The following is an 18,345-nucleotide window of genomic DNA, read 5'->3' as shown; positions in this document are numbered from 1 at the left end:
AGTTGTAAAGTTGTTTTATATCAGCTGCTTATGGGTAATTAGTTGTAATTGGAATGTTTTATATATGAAACGACGTTTATTATTTGGCACGAAATTGCCCAATGTCCGGGCATGACTTGGGAAGTTGCGAGAAGAGAGGGCTTTTTCAGGTAACGCGGCAGGGGGATAAATCGCTTACTTGTTTTGTATATGAAACAGGCTGCTCGATAGGTCGTGACTTTCTTATATAAGAACAGCGCTGGGGCGATGACTCATCGCCCGCCTTGTCAGGTTACAAAAAGAATTCGTCACGCCGTTCTTCGAAGTCTTGTAGCTCACCTTTATCAAGTAACTGCCTGATCCACGGCCCGAGCAGATCCTGGGGGCTGTCCAGGGGTGTTTGTTGATGCCAGCGGATCGGTACTTGGACGAAGCGCTGCTGGTTGGCACTGAGTTTTTCCAGGATCTGCCGGTCCTGCTTGAGGATCACCTTGAACAAGGGCTGCAGCACGCCACGCTTGAGCCAGCCCGGCGTGCGGCCACGGGCCGTGGCGATGCGCGCGAACAGGCGCAGCTCACCCTCGGCGGCCGGGCTCAGCCAGGCGCTGACCAGCAGGTTGAGCCGGCCCTGGCGGTCGCGGTATTCGATTTCCGCCAGCCCGGGCAGGCGGAAGCGCCCCATGCTGATGCCGCGTTCGCCTTCGAACAGCCGGGAGATCAGCCCGGATTGGGTGCCTTCTTCGCTGTACTGCGCTTCAACCCCATCCTCCAGCTGATGCACCCAGGCGCGAATACGCTGGCGCTGGCGGTCGTGGCGAATCCAGCCGGCGTGCACGAAGTGGGTGTGGAAGCCGTCGAGGAAGTTCTCCGCGGCGTCCTGCAAGGTGCAGCGCACCCGGTCGCTGATCCAGAACACGTCCAGGGCCTGGGCCTGTTCGGCGGCCGCCACCGGAGGCGTGCTCGGTGGTTCGGCGGCAAGGCTGGCCCACACCAGCCCCTGGGCTTCGCAGCTGTGCAAGGGTTGCAGCAGCGGTTGGCTGCAGCGCTGCTGCTCCTGGCCGGGCAGGTGAGTGCAGCGGCCCTGGGGGTCGAAACGCCAGCCGTGGTAGGGGCACTGGATCTGCCCGTCGCGCACCCGCCCGGCACTGAGAGGCGCGAAGCGATGGGGGCAGCGATCCGGCAGCACCGCAGGGGACCCGGCTGCATCGCGGAATAGCACCAGCGGCACGCCGTGCAGGGTGCAGGCCAGAGGCTGGCGTTGCAGCTGCCGGCTCAGGGCGACGGGCCACCAGCCCGAGTGACTGTTCACAGTTTGAGCTTCCTCATCAGTGGTACGCCGATCCGTTGCAGCAGCAGGCCCATCAATTGCCACACCAGCCTTCGCGACCAGGGCAGGTGGGCGACGTGGATCAGGCTGTATTCGATCTCTGGCTCACCGCCCCGCAGGCGCTTGAAGGCGGCGGCGCCGGAGCTGAAGTTGAGCACCTGGCGGCGGTTCACCGCTTCTTGCAGGCACAGCCTTGTCAGTTGCCGGTACAGGCCGGCGCGCTGAGGCAGGGCGGTGTCGTAGCCGACGATGGGGGTGCTGATCAGGGCGCTGTTGGCGAACCAGCCCAGGGCGCCGTCGATGCGCCCTTCGGCGTTGCGCAGGGCGCGCACTTCCAGCCAGCCCTCGGCCTGCCCGCGTTGCAGCCATTGGGCGCTGTAGTGGGGGTTGAGGCGGCTGTACTTGTCCAGGTAGAGCAGGTTGTACAGCTGTTCGATGCGCTGGAAGTCGGCCTCCCTCAGCTCACTGCCGGGCACCACCGTATAAGGGCTGCGGCGCAGCAGGGTGGCGTCCATGCGGGTGTTGTGATGGCGCAGGAAGGCCGAGTCTTCGCCGTCGCGACCGTCGAACAGGTACACCTGGCGGCTGGGAATGGCCAGGTAGCCCAGGGCTTGCAGGCGCTTGCGCAGTTCGCGGTTGCTGAAATCGTTGAGGGAGCGGAAGCCGAAGCCGTGGTCGGGAAACTCCCGGCGCAGCAGTTCGGTGATCGCCGGCAAATCCGCGCCATCCCAGTCGGCCGGGTAGAGGTTGGTGGACAGCAGCCAGTTGTTGACCTGCACCAGGCGATCGACCTTGGCCGCGCTCAGCAGCCGGTCGACGCCCTGGGTCAGCAGCTTCAGTGGCCAGGCCAGCCAGGGCCGCTTCAGGCGTTGCAGCTCTTCCCGGGCATAGCCGCTGTAGGCGGTTTGCGGCGACACCACGTAGCAGTTATCCACAGGGTCGTGGCGATGGTTGATGCTTACCGGGAACTGCTGGCGGCCGGTGTCCAGCAGGGCCAGGGCGGTGCTGACGTTGCCGATCAACGCGCCACCGGCGCAGGTGCGCACGTAATGCCGGGCGCGGCTGTCGTCGGCGCTCGGGGGCTGTTGGGCCAGTTGTTCCGGCAGCAACAGCTTCATGGGCGCGGCGCTTCCAGGGGTTGACCGTTCCACTCGATATCGGCGGTGGAGGCGGCCAGCAGCCCGCAGCGGCGGGTCAGGGCGCGGCCGATGATTTCCGCCAGGCTCAGTACCTGGGCGGTGAGGGGGCCGCGGTCGCCGTCCTGGACGATCACGTCCCGGGCTTGCCGGTAGTCGTGCCAGAACGCGCGGCTCAAGGCCCGTTGCGGCGCCGCCAGAAGCAGCATGGCCAGGGCGATCATCCGCGGTTCCAGGGTGGCCTGCAGCGCTGTGCCGGCCTCAATGCCCAGTGCCGCCACCAGTTGTTCGCGCTGGTCGTCGAACAGGTGCACGCCGCTGGTGGCCCTGGGGTTGCACTCCAGGACGTGGAAGCGGCCGTGCTGGTCCTCGATGAAATCAAAGCCCACTTGCCCGGTGTAGCCGGTGGCCCGGCCGAACTGCTCCAGGAAGGCGCGGATCGGCGCCGGGGCGCAGCTGTGAAAGTAGATCCCTGAGCCGCGCCCGACCCGGTAGCGCGGCTGGTAGCTGCTGTGGGCGCGCAACTGGCCGTCCACCAGCACGCTGAAGCTGCAGTATTCCTGGCCGCGGACAAAGCGCTGGGCCACCCAGGGGGCCTCGGCGCTGGGCCGGACCTTGGCCAGTTGCGCCGGGCTCGGGCGGATCAGGGTCTGGGAGGCGAAACGCGAATAGGCCGGCTTGAACACCAGGGCATCGTGTTCGGCGGCCAGGGCCTGCAACGCGGCCGGGTCATGCAGCACCTGGGTCGGCGGTGCGGCCACGGCCCAGCCCTGGGTCATGGCCGCGAAGTCGCCCTTGTGGTGCAGGCGGTGCAGCAGCTCGAAATCGCTGGTGAACACCCGGCACAAAGGCCGCAAGCGTTCCAGGCCGTGGGCCAGGTAGAACACCTCTTCGCAGGTGGGCAGCAGCAGGTCGATGGCCTGCTGGCGGATGACCACGGCCAGGGCTTCGATCCAGGCCTGGGGATCGTGGCGGGGTTCCGGCAGGCGCACGAAGTGTTCGGCGGCGCGGCTGAAACGGCTCAGGGGCTGGGCCAGGGAATCGGCCACGGTCACCGTCCAGCCGGCTTGCTTGAACGCCCGGGCCCATTCCAGGCAGGCCGGGGCCCGGGCGCCGAGAATCAATACACGCATGGCAGTCCCTCGGGTAGTTGCAGCATCAGCAGGCGGCGCCTTTTCGTTTGTGGTGGTGGCGCCTGCCAGTGGCCGAAGCTCAGGCTCGGCGTCTGTAGCCCCTGTTGCGCGCAGAGTTCGCTCAGGGCCTCGGTCATGCGTTGGCACAGGGCGGGGTAGTTGCACGAGGTGCGCAGGTTGGCCTGCCAGAGCAGCCCGCGCTGGTGGATTTGATATTCCTCAAGCGTCGCCCCGAGCATCAGCAAGGCGCGGCGCAACACATCGGGGTAGAGCGGTGCCAGTTGCCGGCCGTCGAGCCTTGGCAGCCAGAGGATCTCGTCGGCGCGGCCCTCCACGGCGGCAATCGCCCGCTCCGCGCGGCCACAGGGGCAGGGCGCGCTGGCCACCCGCAGGATGTCGTTGAGGCGATAACGCACGATCAACTGCGTACGCCGGGAAAAGTCGGTGATGATCGGCTGAAAGCGCGTGCGTTCCGGGTCCAGCCACTGCGGCTCGATGTGCAGGTGGCTTTCATTCAGGTGCAGGGTACCGGCCTCGCAGGTGTAGCCAAGAAAGCCCTCGCTGGCCTGATAGATCTGCTGGGGCTTGAGCCCGAAGGCTTGCTGCACCACCTCGGCGTCAGTGCTTTCCAGCACTTCGGCCACCGACAGGATGTGCCGTGGGCGGATCGTCAGCTGCCCGGCCAGGGCCGCCTGGGCCAACCCGCGCAGCACAGTGGCCGGGGCCACCAGCACGTCGGGGTTCTGCTGGTTCAGGCGCTCCAGGGAGGCGCCCAGGCCCAGGGTCAGGTCATGAAAGGCGAAGTCGATGCGACGGCTGGCCAGGGTGGTGTAGAGGCGGCTGTTGGCCCGCAGGAAAAAGGCGATGCGCAGCGGTGCCAACCAGGGGCACAGCAACCTTGGCAGCAGGGCCCGGGGCAGGGTTCGCGCCAGCAGAATCCCGGCCCAGCGCTGGCGTTCCGCGCTGCTGACCAGGAACACCCCCTGGGCCCCCGAAGTGCCGCTGGACAGGCCCACGGTGATGTCCCCCAGGGTCGGGCTGAAGTCCCGGGAGTGCTCGGCTTGCAAGGCCACCGGCAGCACCTGTTCCAGGCTCAGGGCACGGGTGTTGAAGCCGGCGAAATCGCTCATCAGGCTGGCCTTGTCCATAATCGGCAAGCTGTGCAGGCCGTCGTTGACCAGCCCCCTGAAGCGCTCGCCGCCAGGCATGACCTTGGCCATGAAGTGCCGCAGGCGCCTTGCCTGCCAGGCTTCCAGCCGCTCGCGACGACGAAAGCGCAGGACATAGCGGCTGAACACAAAGGCACCGATGCTGCGCAGGGTGCCCAGCAGGCGTTCACTGTTCATTGGCGAACGCCTCCCAGGCCTGGGTGCAATGGGACGGCAGCACCGCCACCGCCGGTTCCCGGCGGATCAGCTGGCCCAGGCCGCTGTAGGTGCGCAGGTATTGCTGGCGGTCGGCGCTGGCAAACCACAGCGCCGGTGCGGCCGGCAGGCGCTCGGCGCGGCAGGCCGGCACTGACCAGCAGGCGTCGGCCACCAGAAATACCGGCCGCCCCTGGGCGTCGGCGATGAACAGGCCCAACTGGCCGGCGCTGTGCCCCGGCAGCGGCACGCCGATCAGGCTGCCATCGCCGAACAGGTCCAGGCCCTGCTCGAAGGGCGCCATCCAGCCCGGTAGCGCACAGCTGGGGCTGGCGTCGGCCAGGCGCAGGCGGGCGCTGAAGTCGTCCGGCAGCAAGCCCGGCAGATGGCCGCCGAGGGTGGCGCGCCAACGCTGGCCGCGCAGGCTGTCGATATGCTGGTAATCGGCTTTCAGGGCGATGAAACGGGCATTGCTGAAGTCCCGCAGGCCGGCGATATGGTCGGCGTGAAAGTGGGAAATGATCACATGGCGGATATCTCCCAGGCCGATGCCCAGCTCGTGCAACTGCGCCCCCAACTGCTCGACCACCGGCAACTGCACCGGCACCGCGCTGCGGTACAGGCGCTCGGGCAGGGCGCGGGTGGCCTGGAAGAAGTGTTCGGCGTAGCCGGTGTCGTACAGAATCCAGCCGTGCTCCGGATGCTGGATCAGCCCGCACAAGGCCGGAAACTGCACCGGCGCCAGGCGCCCGCCGCGGTCGGCCATGCATTCCAGATGCTGGCACCAGCCGGCCCGCAGGATCTTCAAGCTCACGCGGCGGCTCATGGTCGTTGCCTCTGTTGGGCCAGCCACCATTGGGCGTGCTGGGCGATGCCCTGTTCCTGGCTGATCACCGGGTGGTAGCCCAGCTCGCGCTGGATGGCGCTGATGTCCAGGGTCTGGCTGAAGGCCAGGACGCCTGCGCCATAGCGGGTGATCAAGGGTTCGGCGCCGTTGCCCAGGCGCGCCTTGAGCTCCAGCAACTGTGCCACGCCGTGCACCAGGGGCCAGGGCAGGCGGCGGGTGCGCAGTGGCAATTGGAAGTGCTCGGCCATCTGTTGCAGCAGGTCCTTGAAGGCCAGGGGCGTGGCGTTGCTCAGGTTGTAGACGCACAGCGGGCGCGGCAGGGGCCGGGTCAGGGCCAGCCACACCGCGTGCACCAGATTGTCGACGCAGGTCAGGTCCAGCTGCGCCCGGCCGCCGCGCATCAGCGGAATCGCCCCGCGCTGCATCACCCGCAGCAGACGCGGCATCAGGGTCGCGTCCCAGGGGCCGAATACCGCCCGGGGCCGCAGGATCACGCATTCCGGCAGGCCGGCTTGGCCCAGCAGGGTTTCGGCCTGGGCCTTGCTGCGGGCGTAGTCGTTCACCGGTGGCGGCAGCGGCTGGTCTTCGCGGATGCCCAGGCGGTCGCTGAAGTTGAAGTACAGGCTCGGGGTGGAGATATGCACCAGCCGCGCAATGCGGTTGTCCCGGCAGGCGTGGATTACCTCGGCGGTGGAGTCGAGGTTGGCCCGGGCAAAGGCCTGGGGCGAACCCCAGGGTGAGGACAGCGCCGCGCAATGGACGATGGCGTCGTGCTCGCGGCTGGCGTCGGTCAGCAGGCGTTTGGCCTGGCGGCTGCCGTGTTCCAGGGGCAGCCAGCGCACCGGCGCCGGGCTGTGGGCGATGACTTGCGCCGCCGCCTCGGGGTTGCGCCCGCTGAACTGCACTTCGCAGCCTTCGGCGGCCAGCTTCCAGACCAGATGCCGGCCAATAAAACCGGTGCCGCCGGTGACCAGGATCTTCATTAGAACTCCAGGATCAGGCCGCCGAGGGACAAGCCCGCGCCGGTGCCGATCAGCATCAGGGTTTGCCCGCGTTGAATGCGCCCGTCGCGCACCGCGATGTCCAGGGCGGTGGGCAGGGACGCCGCCACCTGATTGCCGTGCCGGGCAAAGATATCGATCAGCTTCTCGGGGCCGAGACTCAGGCGCTTGGCTGCGTGCTGCATGGCCTGCTGGCTGGCCTGATGGGGGATCACCCAGTCGATCCTCTCCAGGGGCAATGCGGCTTGCTGGAGCAGGTCGTCCATCAGCTCGGGCAGATGCTTGGCGGCGAGGCGGAACACCCCTTTGCCCTGCATGGCGAAGCTGGTCAGGGGCTCGAAGGGCACCTCAATGCGCCGCGGATGAAAGCGCGAACCGCCGGCGGGGATCTGGCACAGCGCGGCGCCTTCGGCGTAGGTCTTCAGGCGCGAGGCGAGGATCTTCTGCCCGCCGTCACCGGCTCCCAGCACCACCGCCGCCGCGCCGTCGCCGAAGATGCCGCTGACCTCCACCTGCTGCCAGTCCAGGCCGCAGGAGGCGATATCCGCGCACACCAGCAGCACACGCCGGTAATGCCCGGCCTGAATCGGCCAGGACAGGGTGTCCAGGGCGGCGATAAAGCCCAGGCAACTGGCGTTGATGTCCATGGCCGGGATACCCGACTGCCCCAGGCCCAGCTCCCGCTGCAGCAGCGCGGCGTTGCAGGGCATGCCCTGGTCCATGGTGCCGCTGGCGCAGACGATCAGGTCCAGCTGTTCAAGCGCCAGGCCTGCTGCGTGCAGGGCCTGGCGCGCGGCACTGGCACCGAGGCTGGCGGCGTTGTCCGCGGGGCCGGCGACATGGCGCTGCTGCACACCGCTGATGCGCGCCACGCTGCCGGTTTCCAGGCCGAGCCGGCTGTCCAGTTCGGCACTGGTGACCACCCGCTGCGGCAGGGCATGGCCGCTGCCGAGGATGGCCAGAGTGCGGGCCGGGCGCAGGGAGGACGCTGATGTGTGCATGAAAATTCCGTTTGTGGGGCGTCGAGGGGGCGTTGCGAGGTGCGTTCAGTTGGCTGAAGGCGCCACTGGGCATTTGCTCAGAAACCCCTGCAGCTTTTGCTGGTATTCCTCGACCGGCATCAGGTCACTGTGTTTGGCGATGAAACAGGCCATGCCCTCGCGGGCCATATCGGCGCAAGCCACGAGGTAGAACTCCGTTATCTCCTGCACATGCACAATCTGCTTCCAGGCCAGGCTGCTTTGAGCGCCGCGGGCGTTGAGCAGGGTGAAGCCCTGGTCGTCGAAGTTCAGGTAATAGGTGCCTTCGACGGCCCGCAACCGGGTTTCGATCAGGCGCTGACTCAACCCGCGCAACGGTGCCTGGGGTTTGATCGGGGTGGCAGCAATTCGGTTTTGCAGGTGCTTGATCCAGCGCCCGGAAAAGCGCCACCACAGGGGGATGAAGATCAACGCGAACAGCACCATGGCGATGACTTTCTCCGGGGTAAGGCGTCGCTCGGGGAAATAGATCGACAGGCAGCCGCCGAGCAGGCACAGGGTGAACATCACGAGGCCGATAAAGCGGCCTTGCCACTGCGCAAATGTGCTCATGGCCCGGACATGCTGCTGATCACCCTTGAGCAGTTCCTGCTTCAGCGGTTCGGCAATCCAGGCTTCGGTGTGGGCAGGGGTGATGCGGTAGTGCAATTCCATGGGGGCTGAATCCGAGGTCCGTGTTCGGTGAGGGCGGCAGTTTACCGATTTCTGGGGGGCGGGTAGCAGCGGCGTGTGCGCGAACCTTTACTCACTGCTCAGGTTGGAAATTGCTCTATGTATCGCTCCACCCATTGGTACAGGTGTTCGTCGAGTTGCGGCCGCTGCTGGCTGAAGCGGTCCTGGCAGCTAATGAAGAACGGGTCCTGATTGACCCGCAGCGCCAGCTCGATGGGGCTTTCGCTTTCGGCATGGGCCGCTCTTAGTTGCTGCTGGCGCTGATCGGCCTGTTCCAGACTGTCCGCCAGGGTATCCAGTTGCAGGTGGCGCAACTGGGCGATGGCCTCGGGCAGGTGAAAGTGCAGGGCGCTGTCGAAGCCCTCCCAATCCTCGTAGGCCAGCCACTCGTGCAGGATCATGAAGCAGCGCAGGGCCGGGGCCAGTTGCTCCAGTCGTGCGAAATCCAGCCAGTACTGACGCGGCAACTGCTCGGCGGTTTCCATGGCCTGGGCGATCAGATCCAGGGCCTGAGCCGGGTCCCGGTGATGCTTGCGCAGGATGCGCTGGGTCAGGGTGAAGCGCGCTTCTTCAATCGCGTGCAGGGCGCGGTTCAGGTCGTAGCCGGCGGTGTGCAGCTGTTCCCGGGCTTGCTCTTGGGGCAGGCCGGACTTTTCTACCAGCACTTGCAGCAACTCGGATTTGTAGAGCTCGGCGGCCTGTTGCGGGTTGCCTGCGCAGCGGGCGAGCAGGGCCTGGGCGTGGCGCAGGCCGATGGGGATCAGGCTGCGTAGCTGTTGCAGGGCCTGGATGTGCGTCGGGTCCATCGACTGCGGTGCCTCGGGATTGGCGGATGTTCGAGAGGGGCGATTATCCACCGTGGGCGCGCAGTTGTGCGGGTTTATAACGAGGGCCCGGTGATGTTCGCGGCACCCACGGGATTTGCGCGTTTTTGGGTTTGTAGGAGCCGGCTTGCCGGCGAAGGCGTAGGCCGGGATGGCGGTGAAGGCTGGGCCGGCCTCTTCGCTGGCAAGCCAGCTCCTACGGGAGTTACGCGGTTTTGGGTTTGTAGGAGCCGGCTTGCCGGCGAAGGCGTCGGCCGGGATGGCGATGAAGGCAGGGCTGGCCTCTTCGCTGGCAAGCCAGCTCCTACGGGGTGTACGAGGTCTTGGGTTTGTAGGAGCCGGCTTGCCGGCGAAGGCGTCGGCCGGGATGGCGGTGAAGGCCGGGCCGGCCTCTTCGCTGGCAAGCCAGCTCCTACGGGGCGGTGTTTAGGCGGGGTCTGGGCGGGCGCTGTCGAGCAGGGCATCTACCACGGCGCGGGCCATTTCAACCGAGTGCACCATGGACCAGATCAGCCCACGTTCGATGCCGCTGGCCTGTTCGGTGATTTCATCGGACACCTCTTCGGCGCATTTGAGCAGCAGGGAGACGTGCATCAGGGCGTCTTCGGCATTCACCTGGGGTTGCACGGCGAACAGCGGGTGGCCTTGGCCATCGCGCAGGTCGAAGGGGCGATGACGGGTGCCGTGCAAGGCGGCCAGCAGGTTGGCGTTGGCGCGGTCCAGCTCCGGGTCGCGGCGCGGATGATCGGTGGGTAAAGGCGGATCGGGGACGAGCCTTTTCATGACGGTCACTCACTCAGTCGTTAAAGGACTGCCGAGCTCACTTCCACATGAGGGGTGGCCGTTGTGCGAGGGTGTGGAAGACCGGGACTGAGTAACCCAGCACACCCGAAGGTGTCCCGCGCACAACCGCCATAAAGCGATGCCGACGACAATACGTCGAGCCATGCCCATGAGCGCTCATGCTTACTCAGGTCCGAACTTCCACATCCGGGCCGCTGATTTTGCAGCGGCACCGGGAGACTGCCTGATCGTTCGAAGGGGTACAAGGCGCTCAAAGGCGTGGGGGATTCTCTCGGATTTGCCCTACAAAACAAAGCGAAACGGCTCCAGCGCTGGCTGGCATCCCCTGACAAAACCGGTAGGGATCAGGCGCTGGGTACCGGTCGGGTCGAGTGTGTGAGTGAGGTGCAGGCAGAACCGGTTGGCGGGTTTGCAGCCTCGCAAGATCGGCTGCGGTTACAAAATCGAGGTCGAGGTTGGGCGGGCGCGGCACTTTCCGGCAGGCAAAAAAAAGGGCCTGGAGACGTATCTCCAAGCCCTCAAAAGGTGAGAGGTGTCTAGTCCCTCAACCTGGTGAGCGGTGTTGCATGTTTCGGTGTCGCGGTGGTTAGGCTTTCAGCGGAACCAGACGCGGGGCAATCATGTTTTCCGGACGCAGGATGTCGTCGAGCATGGCGTCGTCCAGCAGGCCTTCTTCGCGCACCAGTTCCAGTACGCCACGGCCACTTTCCAGGGCGATGCGGGCGATACGGGTGGCGTTTTCATAGCCGATGTACGGGTTCAGCGCGGTGACCAGGCCGATGGAGTGCTCCACCAGTTCGCGGCAACGGGTTTCGTTGGCGGTGATACCGGTGATGCAGTGCTCGCGCAGCATGTCCATGGCGCGTTGCAGCAGGCGGATCGAGTCGAAGATCTTGAAGGCGATCAACGGCTCCATCACGTTCAGTTGCAGCTGGCCGCCTTCGGCCGCCATGGTCAGGGCCAGGTCGTTGCCGATAACTTGGAACGCTACCTGGTTCACGGCTTCCGGGATCACCGGGTTGACCTTGCCGGGCATGATCGAGCTGCCTGGCTGACGCGCTGGCAGGTTGATTTCGTTGATGCCGGTGCGTGGGCCGCTGGACAGCAGGCGCAGGTCGTTGCAGATCTTCGACAGCTTCACGGCGGTACGCTTGAGCATGCCGGAGAACAGCACGAAGGCGCCCATGTCGGAAGTGGCTTCGATCAGGTCGGCAGCTGGAACAACCGGCTGGCCGCTGATGACGGCCAGGCGTTGCACGGCCAGGGCCTGGTAACGCGGGTCGGCGTTGATGCCGGTGCCGATGGCGGTGCCGCCCAGGTTCACTTCGGTCAGCAGTTCTGGCGCCAGAGTCTTCAGGCGCGCCAGGTCTTCACCCAGAGTGGTGGCGAAAGCGCGGAATTCCTGACCCAGGGTCATCGGCACGGCGTCTTGCAGTTGGGTACGGCCCATCTTCAGGACGTGGTTGAACTCGACGCCTTTGGCAGCGAACGCCTGGATCAGGCTGTCGAGGCTGGCCAGCAGCGCGTCGTGACCCAGCAGCAGACCCAGGCGGATCGCGGTCGGGTAGGCGTCGTTGGTGGACTGCGCCATGTTCACGTCGTTGTTCGGGTGCAGGTACTGGTATTCGCCCTTGCTGTGGCCCATGGCCTCCAGCGCGATGTTGGCGATGACTTCGTTGGCATTCATGTTGGTTGAAGTGCCAGCGCCGCCTTGAATCATGTCCACCACGAACTCTTCGTGGAAATCGCCGCGGATCAGACGGGCACAGGCTTCGCTGATGGCAGCGTGCTTGGCTTCGCTGAGTTGGCCCAGTTCGCGGTTGGCGTCAGCAGCTGCCTGCTTGACCATTGCCAGGCCGACCACCAATTTCGGGTAATGCGAAATCGGAACACCGGAGAGGCGGAAGTTGTTCACCGCTCGCAGGGTCTGGATGCCGTAATACGCTTGAGCGGGTACTTCGAGTACGCCAAGCAGGTCTTTTTCGGTGCGGAATGATGCAGCGGAGGACATGACGGAGATCATCTCGGTAGGGACCCGGTCTGTGCCGGGAACGCTGCGAATCCTAGGCTGAAGGGATTTTTTGGGCCAATGCTGTTAAACACTGGGCTATGCATATTCGGCATAATGCTGGTGTGACGCCGGGTTGCCGGCGAGCGTGTGACCTAAAATGGTGCGTGTCCGGGAGGACGTGATGAATCTGGAAAGCAAATGGCTCGAGGACTTCAGTGCCCTGGCCGCCACCCGCAGTTTTTCCCAGGCTGCCGAGCGTCGCTTCGTGACCCAGCCGGCGTTCAGTCGACGGATCCGCAGCCTGGAAGCGGCCCTGGGCCTGACCCTGGTCAACCGCTCGCGCACGCCGGTGGAGCTGACGGCAGCGGGGCAGTTGTTCCTGGTGACCGCGCGCACTGTGGTCGAACAGCTCGGCGAGGTGGTGCGTCACCTGCACCACCTAGAAGGCGGGCAGGGCGAAGTGATGCAGGTAGCGGCGGCCCACTCCCTGGCCTTGGGTTTTTTCCCGCGGTGGATCGCGCAATTGCGCAACGAGGGGTTGAACATTGCGACGAGGCTGGTGGCGACCAACGTCGGCGACGCGGTGCACGCCCTGCGCGAAGGTGGCTGCGACCTGATGCTGGCCTTCTATGATCCGGACGCGGCCTTGCAGATGGATTCGGAAATCTTCCCTTCACTGCACCTGGGGCACACCGAGATGCTCCCGGTATGCGCCGCGGATGCCCAGGGCAAGCCGTTGTTCGATCTGGAAGGCGAGGCCAGCGTGCCGCTGCTGGCCTATAGCGCCGGGGCCTTTCTCGGGCGTTCGGTGAATCTGCTGCTGCGCCAGCGCAACCTGCGTTTCACCACTGTTTATGAAACCGCCATGGCCGACAGCCTCAAGAGCATGGCTTTGGAGGGGCTGGGCATTGCCTGGGTGCCGCAACTGAGCGTGCGCGCCGAGCTGGCCAGGGGCGAACTGGTGGTGTGTGGCGGCGCGCAATGGCATGTGCCACTGGAGATCCGCCTGTACCGCTGCGCCCTGGTGCGCAAGGCCAACGTGCGCTTGCTGTGGCGCAAGCTGGAAGGCGCCGCTGTGCAAGCCGCGGCCGTGTAGGAGCCGGCTTGCCGGCGAAGGCGTCGGTCGGGAGGGTGGTGATCGCGGGGCTGGCCTCTTCGCTGGCGAGCCAGCTCCTACGGGAGATAGGCGCAGGTTTTTTTGTAGGAGCCGGCTTGCCGGCGAAGGCGTCGGCCGGGAGGGCGGTGATCGCGGGGCGGGCCTCTTCGCTGGCAAGCCAGCTCCTACGGGAGATAGGCGCAGGTTTTTTTGTAGGAGCCGGCTTGCCGGCGAAGGCGTCGGCCGGGAGGGCGGTGATTGCAGGGCGGGCCTCTTCGCTGGCAAGCCAGCTCCTACGAGGGAGCCGGATTGACCTTGGAGTCAATAAAACCGGGGTTTTGCGCCGGAAATACTTTGTTTTGCAGATGGTCGGCGAAAGTGCGTTTAGCCCGGCTTTTTCGGTATACTGCGCGGCCTTTGGCCGGTTCGTCCGGCCATTTTTCGTACAACAAGCCACGCCTTTTCGCGTGGCTTGTTGTTTTTGACGCGCCTGCGGGCGCCCAGAGAGAAGAGGCACGACGATGAGTGCACTGGTTGGCGTGATCATGGGCTCCAAGTCCGATTGGTCCACCCTTAGCCACACCGCCGATATGCTGGAAAAGCTCGGCATCCCTTACGAGGTGAAGGTGGTTTCTGCACACCGCACCCCGGACCTGCTGTTCCAGTACGCCGAAGAGGCTGAGGCGCGAGGCATCGAGGTGATCATCGCCGGTGCCGGTGGCGCGGCGCACCTGCCGGGCATGTGTGCGGCCAAGACCCACCTGCCGGTGCTGGGCGTGCCAGTGCAGTCGTCGATGCTCTCGGGCGTGGATTCGCTGCTGTCGATCGTGCAGATGCCTGCGGGCATTCCGGTAGCCACCCTGGCTATCGGCAAGGCCGGTGCAATCAACGCCGCCCTGCTCTCGGCGAGCATCCTGGGCGCCAAGCACCCGCAGTTCCATGCGGTGCTGAAAAAATTCCGTGCTGAACAGACAGACAGCGTCCTGGACAATCCAGACCCACGCGTCGCCTGAGGTTGTTGACGATGAAGATCGGTGTAATCGGTGGCGGCCAGTTGGGCCGCATGTTGGCCCTGGCGGGGACTCCGCTGGGAATGAACTTCGCTTTTCTCGACCCGGCGCCGGATGCTTGTGCGGCCGCCCTGGGCGAACACCTGCGGGCCGATTATGGCGACCAGGACCACCTGCGCCAGCTGGCCGATGAAGTGGATCTGGTGACCTTCGAATTCGAGAGCGTGCCGGCGGAAACCGTGGCCTTCCTCTCGCAGTTCGTCCCGGTCTATCCGAGTGCCGAAGCCTTGCGCATCGCCCGCGACCGTTGGTTCGAGAAGAGCATGTTCAAGGACCTGGGGATTCCTACTCCCGAGTTCGCTGACATCCAGTCCCAAGCCGATCTCGACGTTGCCGTGGCGCGGATTGGCCTGCCGGCGGTGCTCAAGACCCGCACCCTGGGTTACGACGGCAAGGGCCAGAAGGTTCTGCGCAACGCTGCCGACGTCGAAGGCACCTTCGCCGAACTGGGCAGCGTGCCTTGCCTGCTGGAGGGCTTCGTGCCGTTCACCGGCGAAGTCTCGCTGATTGCCGTGCGTGCTCGTGACGGTGAAACCCGTTTCTACCCGCTGGTGCACAACACCCACGACAGCGGCATCCTCAAGCTGTCCGTGGCCAGCAGCGATCACCCGCTGCAGGCGCTGGCCGAAGACTATTCCAGCCGGGTGCTCAAGCAACTGGACTACGTCGGTGTGATGGCGTTCGAGTTCTTCGAAGTGGACGGTGGCCTCAAGGCCAACGAGATCGCTCCGCGGGTGCACAACTCCGGGCACTGGACCACCGAAGGCGCCGAGTGCAGCCAGTTCGAAAACCACCTGCGGGCGGTAGCCGGCCTGCCGCTGGGTTCCACCGCCAAGGTGGGTGAGAGCGCGATGATCAACTTCATCGGTGAAGTGCCGCCGGTAGACAAGGTCATCGCCATCGACGACTGCCACCTGCATCACTACGGCAAGGCCTTCAAGGTCGGGCGCAAGGTCGGTCACGCCAACCTGCGCTGCGTCGACCAGGCGACCCTGCAAGCGCAGATTATCAAGGTCGAAGCGCTGATCGCCGAGTAACAAATCCACCGGCTGGCGGGAACCTTCGTTTCCCGCCGTTCTCTGATAGCAGGATGCCAAGGCGCTGACTAGGCTTTGGCATAACCCCCCTTATCAGAGGAACAGCCATGCACATAATCGGAACCATTTTCATCGGCTTGATCGTTGGTCTGCTGGCGCGTTTCCTCAAGCCGGGAGACGACAGCATGGGCTGGATCATGACCATCCTGCTGGGTATCGGCGGTTCGCTGGCGGCCACTTATGGCGGTCAGGCGCTGGGTATCTACCATGCAGGCCAGGGCGCCGGTTTCATCGGTGCGTTGGTGGGCGCGATCATCCTGCTGGTGATCTACGGCTTCGTCAAAAAGAGCTGAGCCACGCTGCAAGCCCCCTCTGCCGTCCGGGCGGAGGGGAGCCCCTTTCTTTATCTGAAACTTCACCGCAGCAGACGGTTTGGGCACTAGAATGCCCGGGTTTTTCCGTCCTTCCTTTTTGACCGAGCCACCCTCTCATGCGCCGTCTTCTATTGACCCTTGTTCTGCTGGGCTGCGGCCTGGCCCAGGCTGGCGAACTGCCGGAAACCGACTGGCTGGAGCTGATGCCCAAGTCGGACCAGAAGGCTCTGGAGCAAATGCCGGAAATTGATCACAACTCCCCCGAAGCCAATGGCACCTTCACCGACAAGGGCGGCTTGAAGCAGAGCAAGGGGTTGCCGGCGGTGATGTATTCCACCAAGACCGTGGCGGCCATGAACGGCAAGGAAATCCGCATTGGCGGTTATCCGGTTCCGCTGGAAGCCGATGCCAAGGGGCGCAGTACGCTGTTCTTCCTGGTGCCGTACCCGGGCGCCTGCATCCACGTGCCGCCACCGCCGCCCAACCAACTGGTGCTGGTGCGCTTTCCCAAGGGTTTGAAGCTGGATGACATCTACACGCCGCTGTGGGTGACCGGCACCCTGAAGGTCGAGAAGGTCAGCAATGACCTGGCCGATGCCGCCTACGCCCTGGAGGCGGCGAAGGTGCGGGTGGTCAAGGAATCGGATCTCTGACGCGGCGTAGCTGAACCGGGCTTTTGAACCGGCACTGCTGAACGGGTCGTTGGACGCGGACTTCTGAGCCCGGTCTCTGAACGGTAGGAGCCGGCTTGCCGGCGAAAGCGGCCTCAAGAACGCCGACGGTCTTGAGGGACTCTTCGCTGGCAAGCCAGCTCCTACGGGGACACGTCAGAGCGGGGCGGCGCTGATGCTCACGCTTAGGGTGTGGCTGGCGCCCGGCGCCAGGGTGACGATGTCGTCCATCACGTTGGCGGTCTCGATGCACAGCATGCGCTGCCAGCCATCGTCGGCCATGTCGCTGAACTGCGCGGCGCGGTCGATCCAGGGGTTCCAGATCACTGCGGTGCGCGAGCCTGCGCTGGTCAGGCGAATTCGCCGTTGCCAGTCCGGGTCGACGATATCCAGTTGCGCTGGGGCGTTCAGGTAGATGCGGTCGGTTTCGCCGGCAAAATGCAGGTTGCCGCTCTGGACCTTGGTTTTCCAATCTTCCAGGGTCTCGATGTAACTCAACCCGTCCACACCCTCGACATGCACCTGGCGCACATCGCTGACTGCAAAATAGCTGTGCAGTGCCTGGCTGATGCTGACGCTTTCAGTGCCCTGGTTATGGCTGGTCAGGCTGATGTGCAGTTGCTCGTCGAGACGGATGGTCAGGCTCGGTTCCACCGGGTGAGGCCAGCCGGGAAAGCCGCCTTCGGGGCAGGGCAGGCGCAGGTGTACCAGCAGGCTGTCGCCCTGGATCTCGGTGCCCAGTAGCTCCCAGTCGGTGGCCCGTACCAGGCCGTGGGCCGGCGCCGGTTCGCTGCTCTGGCGCATGGCCTGGACACTTTCTGGGTTGCGCGCAAAGTTGCCGAACCATGGCCAGCACACTGGTACCCCGGCGCGAATGTTCTTGCCGGTCTTGAACTGCGCCTCGTCGTTGAGCCAGATCAGCGGCTGCTGCCCGGCCAGTTGATAGCTGAGGATGTGCGCGCCTTGCTGGGCCACCAGCAATTGGGCCTGACCGTGGCGGATACGCCAGCAGTTCAGTTCGTCCATTTTCACCGTTTCAACGTGGGGCGTCGGCATGCTGCGGTTCTCGTTCAGGAGGCTTGGGCTGTCATGGCAACAGCCGCCGGGTTAACGCGCTCTGGGCGGGACCGAACGGGTGCGGCCGCTGCCGTCGATGGCGACGAACACGAATACCGCCTCGGTGACCTTGCGCCATTCGCTGGACAGCGGGTCGTCGCTCCACACTTCCACCATCATCTGGATCGAGCTGCGGCCGATTTCCAGGGTCTGGGTATAGAAGGACAGCTGCGCGCCCACCGCCACCGGTACCAGGAAGGCCATGCGGTCGATGGCCACCGTGGCCACCCGACCTCCGGCGACGCGGCTGGCCATGGCGGTGCCCGCCAGGTCCATCTGCGCGACCAGCCAGCCACCAAAGATGTCGCCAAAGCCGTTGGTTTCACGCGGCAAAGCGGTGATTTGCAAGGCCAGGTCGCCTTGCGGGATTGGATCTTCTTGTTCGAGTTCTATCATGCCGAGGGGCCTCTGACCCGTGACGCTTCTTGGGGTACTTCAGGTGAATAGCCGTCTTCAGGAAAAACGATTCAGCCCGAACATACTACGTTCGTCACGTTCTTTCTAAGGCGTGCTAAAGGGAAACTCTGCGAAATCGACTGGCGCTGGCCAGGGCCTGGGGGCGCGCAGCAGCGTTTTCGCACAGCAACCCTTGCCAGGAGCGGCTTTGCGCCCCGAGGTCTGCGAGTATATCGGTCGATAGACTCCGCGACGACCCGTCCAGTTCGCAAATTTGTCAGTCATTTGTGCACCGCTGTGTACGCATTCGAACAATTTGCTATCGTGCCGGACCTGCCAGGCCCCAACCAGCGCTGTTGCGGCTTCCAGAATCAACTATAAGAGAAGCCCTTGCCATGACCACTGTGCCCTCGAGCGCCGCGCAGCCAGCGCAACCCGCCCGCCCCC

At 64.9% G+C, this 18,345-nt stretch carries 18 protein-coding genes; 5 read left to right on the top strand and 13 right to left on the bottom strand.

Translation table 11 applies throughout. The annotated features are described in order from the left end of the window. Positions 1–271: 271 nt before the first annotated feature. The 11 genes from GV818_RS31565 to aspA all read right to left on the bottom strand — a co-directional run bounded on the left by GV818_RS31565 (position 272) and on the right by aspA (position 12,138). Entirely contained in the window at positions 272–1,288 is a 1,017-nt protein-coding gene (locus GV818_RS31565; RefSeq protein ID WP_161778495.1) for a Rieske 2Fe-2S domain-containing protein, read from the bottom strand. Beyond that, the gene (locus GV818_RS31560; RefSeq protein WP_161778494.1) at positions 1,285–2,424 is read right to left on the bottom strand and encodes a hypothetical protein; all 1,140 of its coding nucleotides are present in this window, start codon (positions 2,422–2,424) and stop codon (positions 1,285–1,287) included. The genes GV818_RS31565 and GV818_RS31560 overlap by 4 nt, the downstream gene beginning before the upstream one ends. Beyond that, complete coding sequence (locus GV818_RS31555; RefSeq protein WP_161778493.1) at positions 2,421–3,575, bottom strand: ATP-grasp domain-containing protein; 1,155 nt, start codon at positions 3,573–3,575, stop codon at positions 2,421–2,423. The genes GV818_RS31560 and GV818_RS31555 overlap by 4 nt, the downstream gene beginning before the upstream one ends. Then, entirely contained in the window at positions 3,563–4,921 is a 1,359-nt protein-coding gene (locus GV818_RS31550; RefSeq protein WP_161778492.1) for a F390 synthetase-related protein, read from the bottom strand. The genes GV818_RS31555 and GV818_RS31550 overlap by 13 nt, the downstream gene beginning before the upstream one ends. Continuing rightward, positions 4,911–5,765, bottom strand: coding sequence for an MBL fold metallo-hydrolase (locus tag GV818_RS31545; protein WP_161778491.1), 855 nt, complete (start codon positions 5,763–5,765; stop codon positions 4,911–4,913). Before GV818_RS31545 ends, GV818_RS31550 begins: the two co-directional genes overlap by 11 nt. Beyond that, positions 5,762–6,769 (bottom strand): NAD-dependent epimerase/dehydratase family protein, encoded by a 1,008-nt coding sequence (locus GV818_RS31540; RefSeq protein ID WP_161778490.1) that lies wholly within the window; start codon positions 6,767–6,769, stop codon positions 5,762–5,764. The genes GV818_RS31545 and GV818_RS31540 overlap by 4 nt, the downstream gene beginning before the upstream one ends. Beyond that, entirely contained in the window at positions 6,769–7,788 is a 1,020-nt protein-coding gene (locus tag GV818_RS31535) for a beta-ketoacyl-ACP synthase 3 (protein WP_161752711.1), read from the bottom strand. The genes GV818_RS31540 and GV818_RS31535 overlap by 1 nt, the downstream gene beginning before the upstream one ends. Positions 7,789–7,833: 45 nt before the next feature. Continuing rightward, positions 7,834–8,481 carry a hypothetical protein gene (locus GV818_RS31530; protein ID WP_161752713.1) on the bottom strand — a complete coding sequence of 216 codons (648 nt, stop codon included), beginning with the start codon at positions 8,479–8,481 and terminating at the stop codon, positions 7,834–7,836. A 98-nt stretch (positions 8,482–8,579) separates the two neighbouring features. Then, complete coding sequence (locus tag GV818_RS31525) at positions 8,580–9,305, bottom strand: hypothetical protein (RefSeq protein WP_161752715.1); 726 nt, start codon at positions 9,303–9,305, stop codon at positions 8,580–8,582. A 444-nt stretch (positions 9,306–9,749) separates the two neighbouring features. After that, positions 9,750–10,106, bottom strand: coding sequence for a DUF6124 family protein (locus tag GV818_RS31520; RefSeq protein ID WP_161778489.1), 357 nt, complete (start codon positions 10,104–10,106; stop codon positions 9,750–9,752). Between the two features lie 607 nt (positions 10,107–10,713). Further along, entirely contained in the window at positions 10,714–12,138 is a 1,425-nt protein-coding gene (aspA, locus tag GV818_RS31515) for an aspartate ammonia-lyase (RefSeq protein ID WP_161752719.1), read from the bottom strand. A 181-nt stretch (positions 12,139–12,319) separates the two neighbouring features. Between aspA and GV818_RS31510 the strand changes: the two genes are divergently transcribed. From GV818_RS31510 to GV818_RS31490, 5 genes are all read left to right on the top strand, one after another. Continuing rightward, positions 12,320–13,234 carry a LysR substrate-binding domain-containing protein gene (locus tag GV818_RS31510; RefSeq protein ID WP_161752721.1) on the top strand — a complete coding sequence of 305 codons (915 nt, stop codon included), beginning with the start codon at positions 12,320–12,322 and terminating at the stop codon, positions 13,232–13,234. A 521-nt stretch (positions 13,235–13,755) separates the two neighbouring features. Continuing rightward, positions 13,756–14,247, top strand: a complete 492-nt coding sequence (gene purE, locus GV818_RS31505) for a 5-(carboxyamino)imidazole ribonucleotide mutase (protein ID WP_016967060.1) — start codon at positions 13,756–13,758, stop codon at positions 14,245–14,247. 11 nt (positions 14,248–14,258) lie between these two features. Beyond that, positions 14,259–15,341 (top strand): 5-(carboxyamino)imidazole ribonucleotide synthase, encoded by a 1,083-nt coding sequence (locus tag GV818_RS31500; protein ID WP_161752723.1) that lies wholly within the window; start codon positions 14,259–14,261, stop codon positions 15,339–15,341. Between the two features lie 107 nt (positions 15,342–15,448). Further along, complete coding sequence (locus tag GV818_RS31495) at positions 15,449–15,694, top strand: GlsB/YeaQ/YmgE family stress response membrane protein (protein ID WP_161752725.1); 246 nt, start codon at positions 15,449–15,451, stop codon at positions 15,692–15,694. A 137-nt stretch (positions 15,695–15,831) separates the two neighbouring features. Beyond that, positions 15,832–16,368: a DUF3299 domain-containing protein gene (locus tag GV818_RS31490; protein ID WP_161752727.1), complete on the top strand. Its 537-nt coding sequence runs from the start codon at positions 15,832–15,834 to the stop codon at positions 16,366–16,368. Positions 16,369–16,542: 174 nt separating this feature from the next. On the opposite strand, the gene GV818_RS31485 is transcribed toward GV818_RS31490, so the two are convergent. Together GV818_RS31485 and GV818_RS31480 are read right to left on the bottom strand one after the other, a co-directional pair. After that, positions 16,543–17,442: a D-hexose-6-phosphate mutarotase gene (locus GV818_RS31485; protein ID WP_161778488.1), complete on the bottom strand. Its 900-nt coding sequence runs from the start codon at positions 17,440–17,442 to the stop codon at positions 16,543–16,545. Positions 17,443–17,493: 51 nt separating this feature from the next. Further along, positions 17,494–17,898 (bottom strand): acyl-CoA thioesterase, encoded by a 405-nt coding sequence (locus GV818_RS31480; RefSeq protein WP_003229628.1) that lies wholly within the window; start codon positions 17,896–17,898, stop codon positions 17,494–17,496. Positions 17,899–18,345 lie beyond the last annotated feature (447 nt).

It is taken from the genome of Pseudomonas sp. Fl4BN1 (genome assembly GCF_009908285.1).
Lineage (GTDB): Bacteria > Pseudomonadota > Gammaproteobacteria > Pseudomonadales > Pseudomonadaceae > Aquipseudomonas.
Note: the sequence above shows the minus strand (reverse complement) of the source record. Positions and strands in the feature narration are given on the sequence as shown.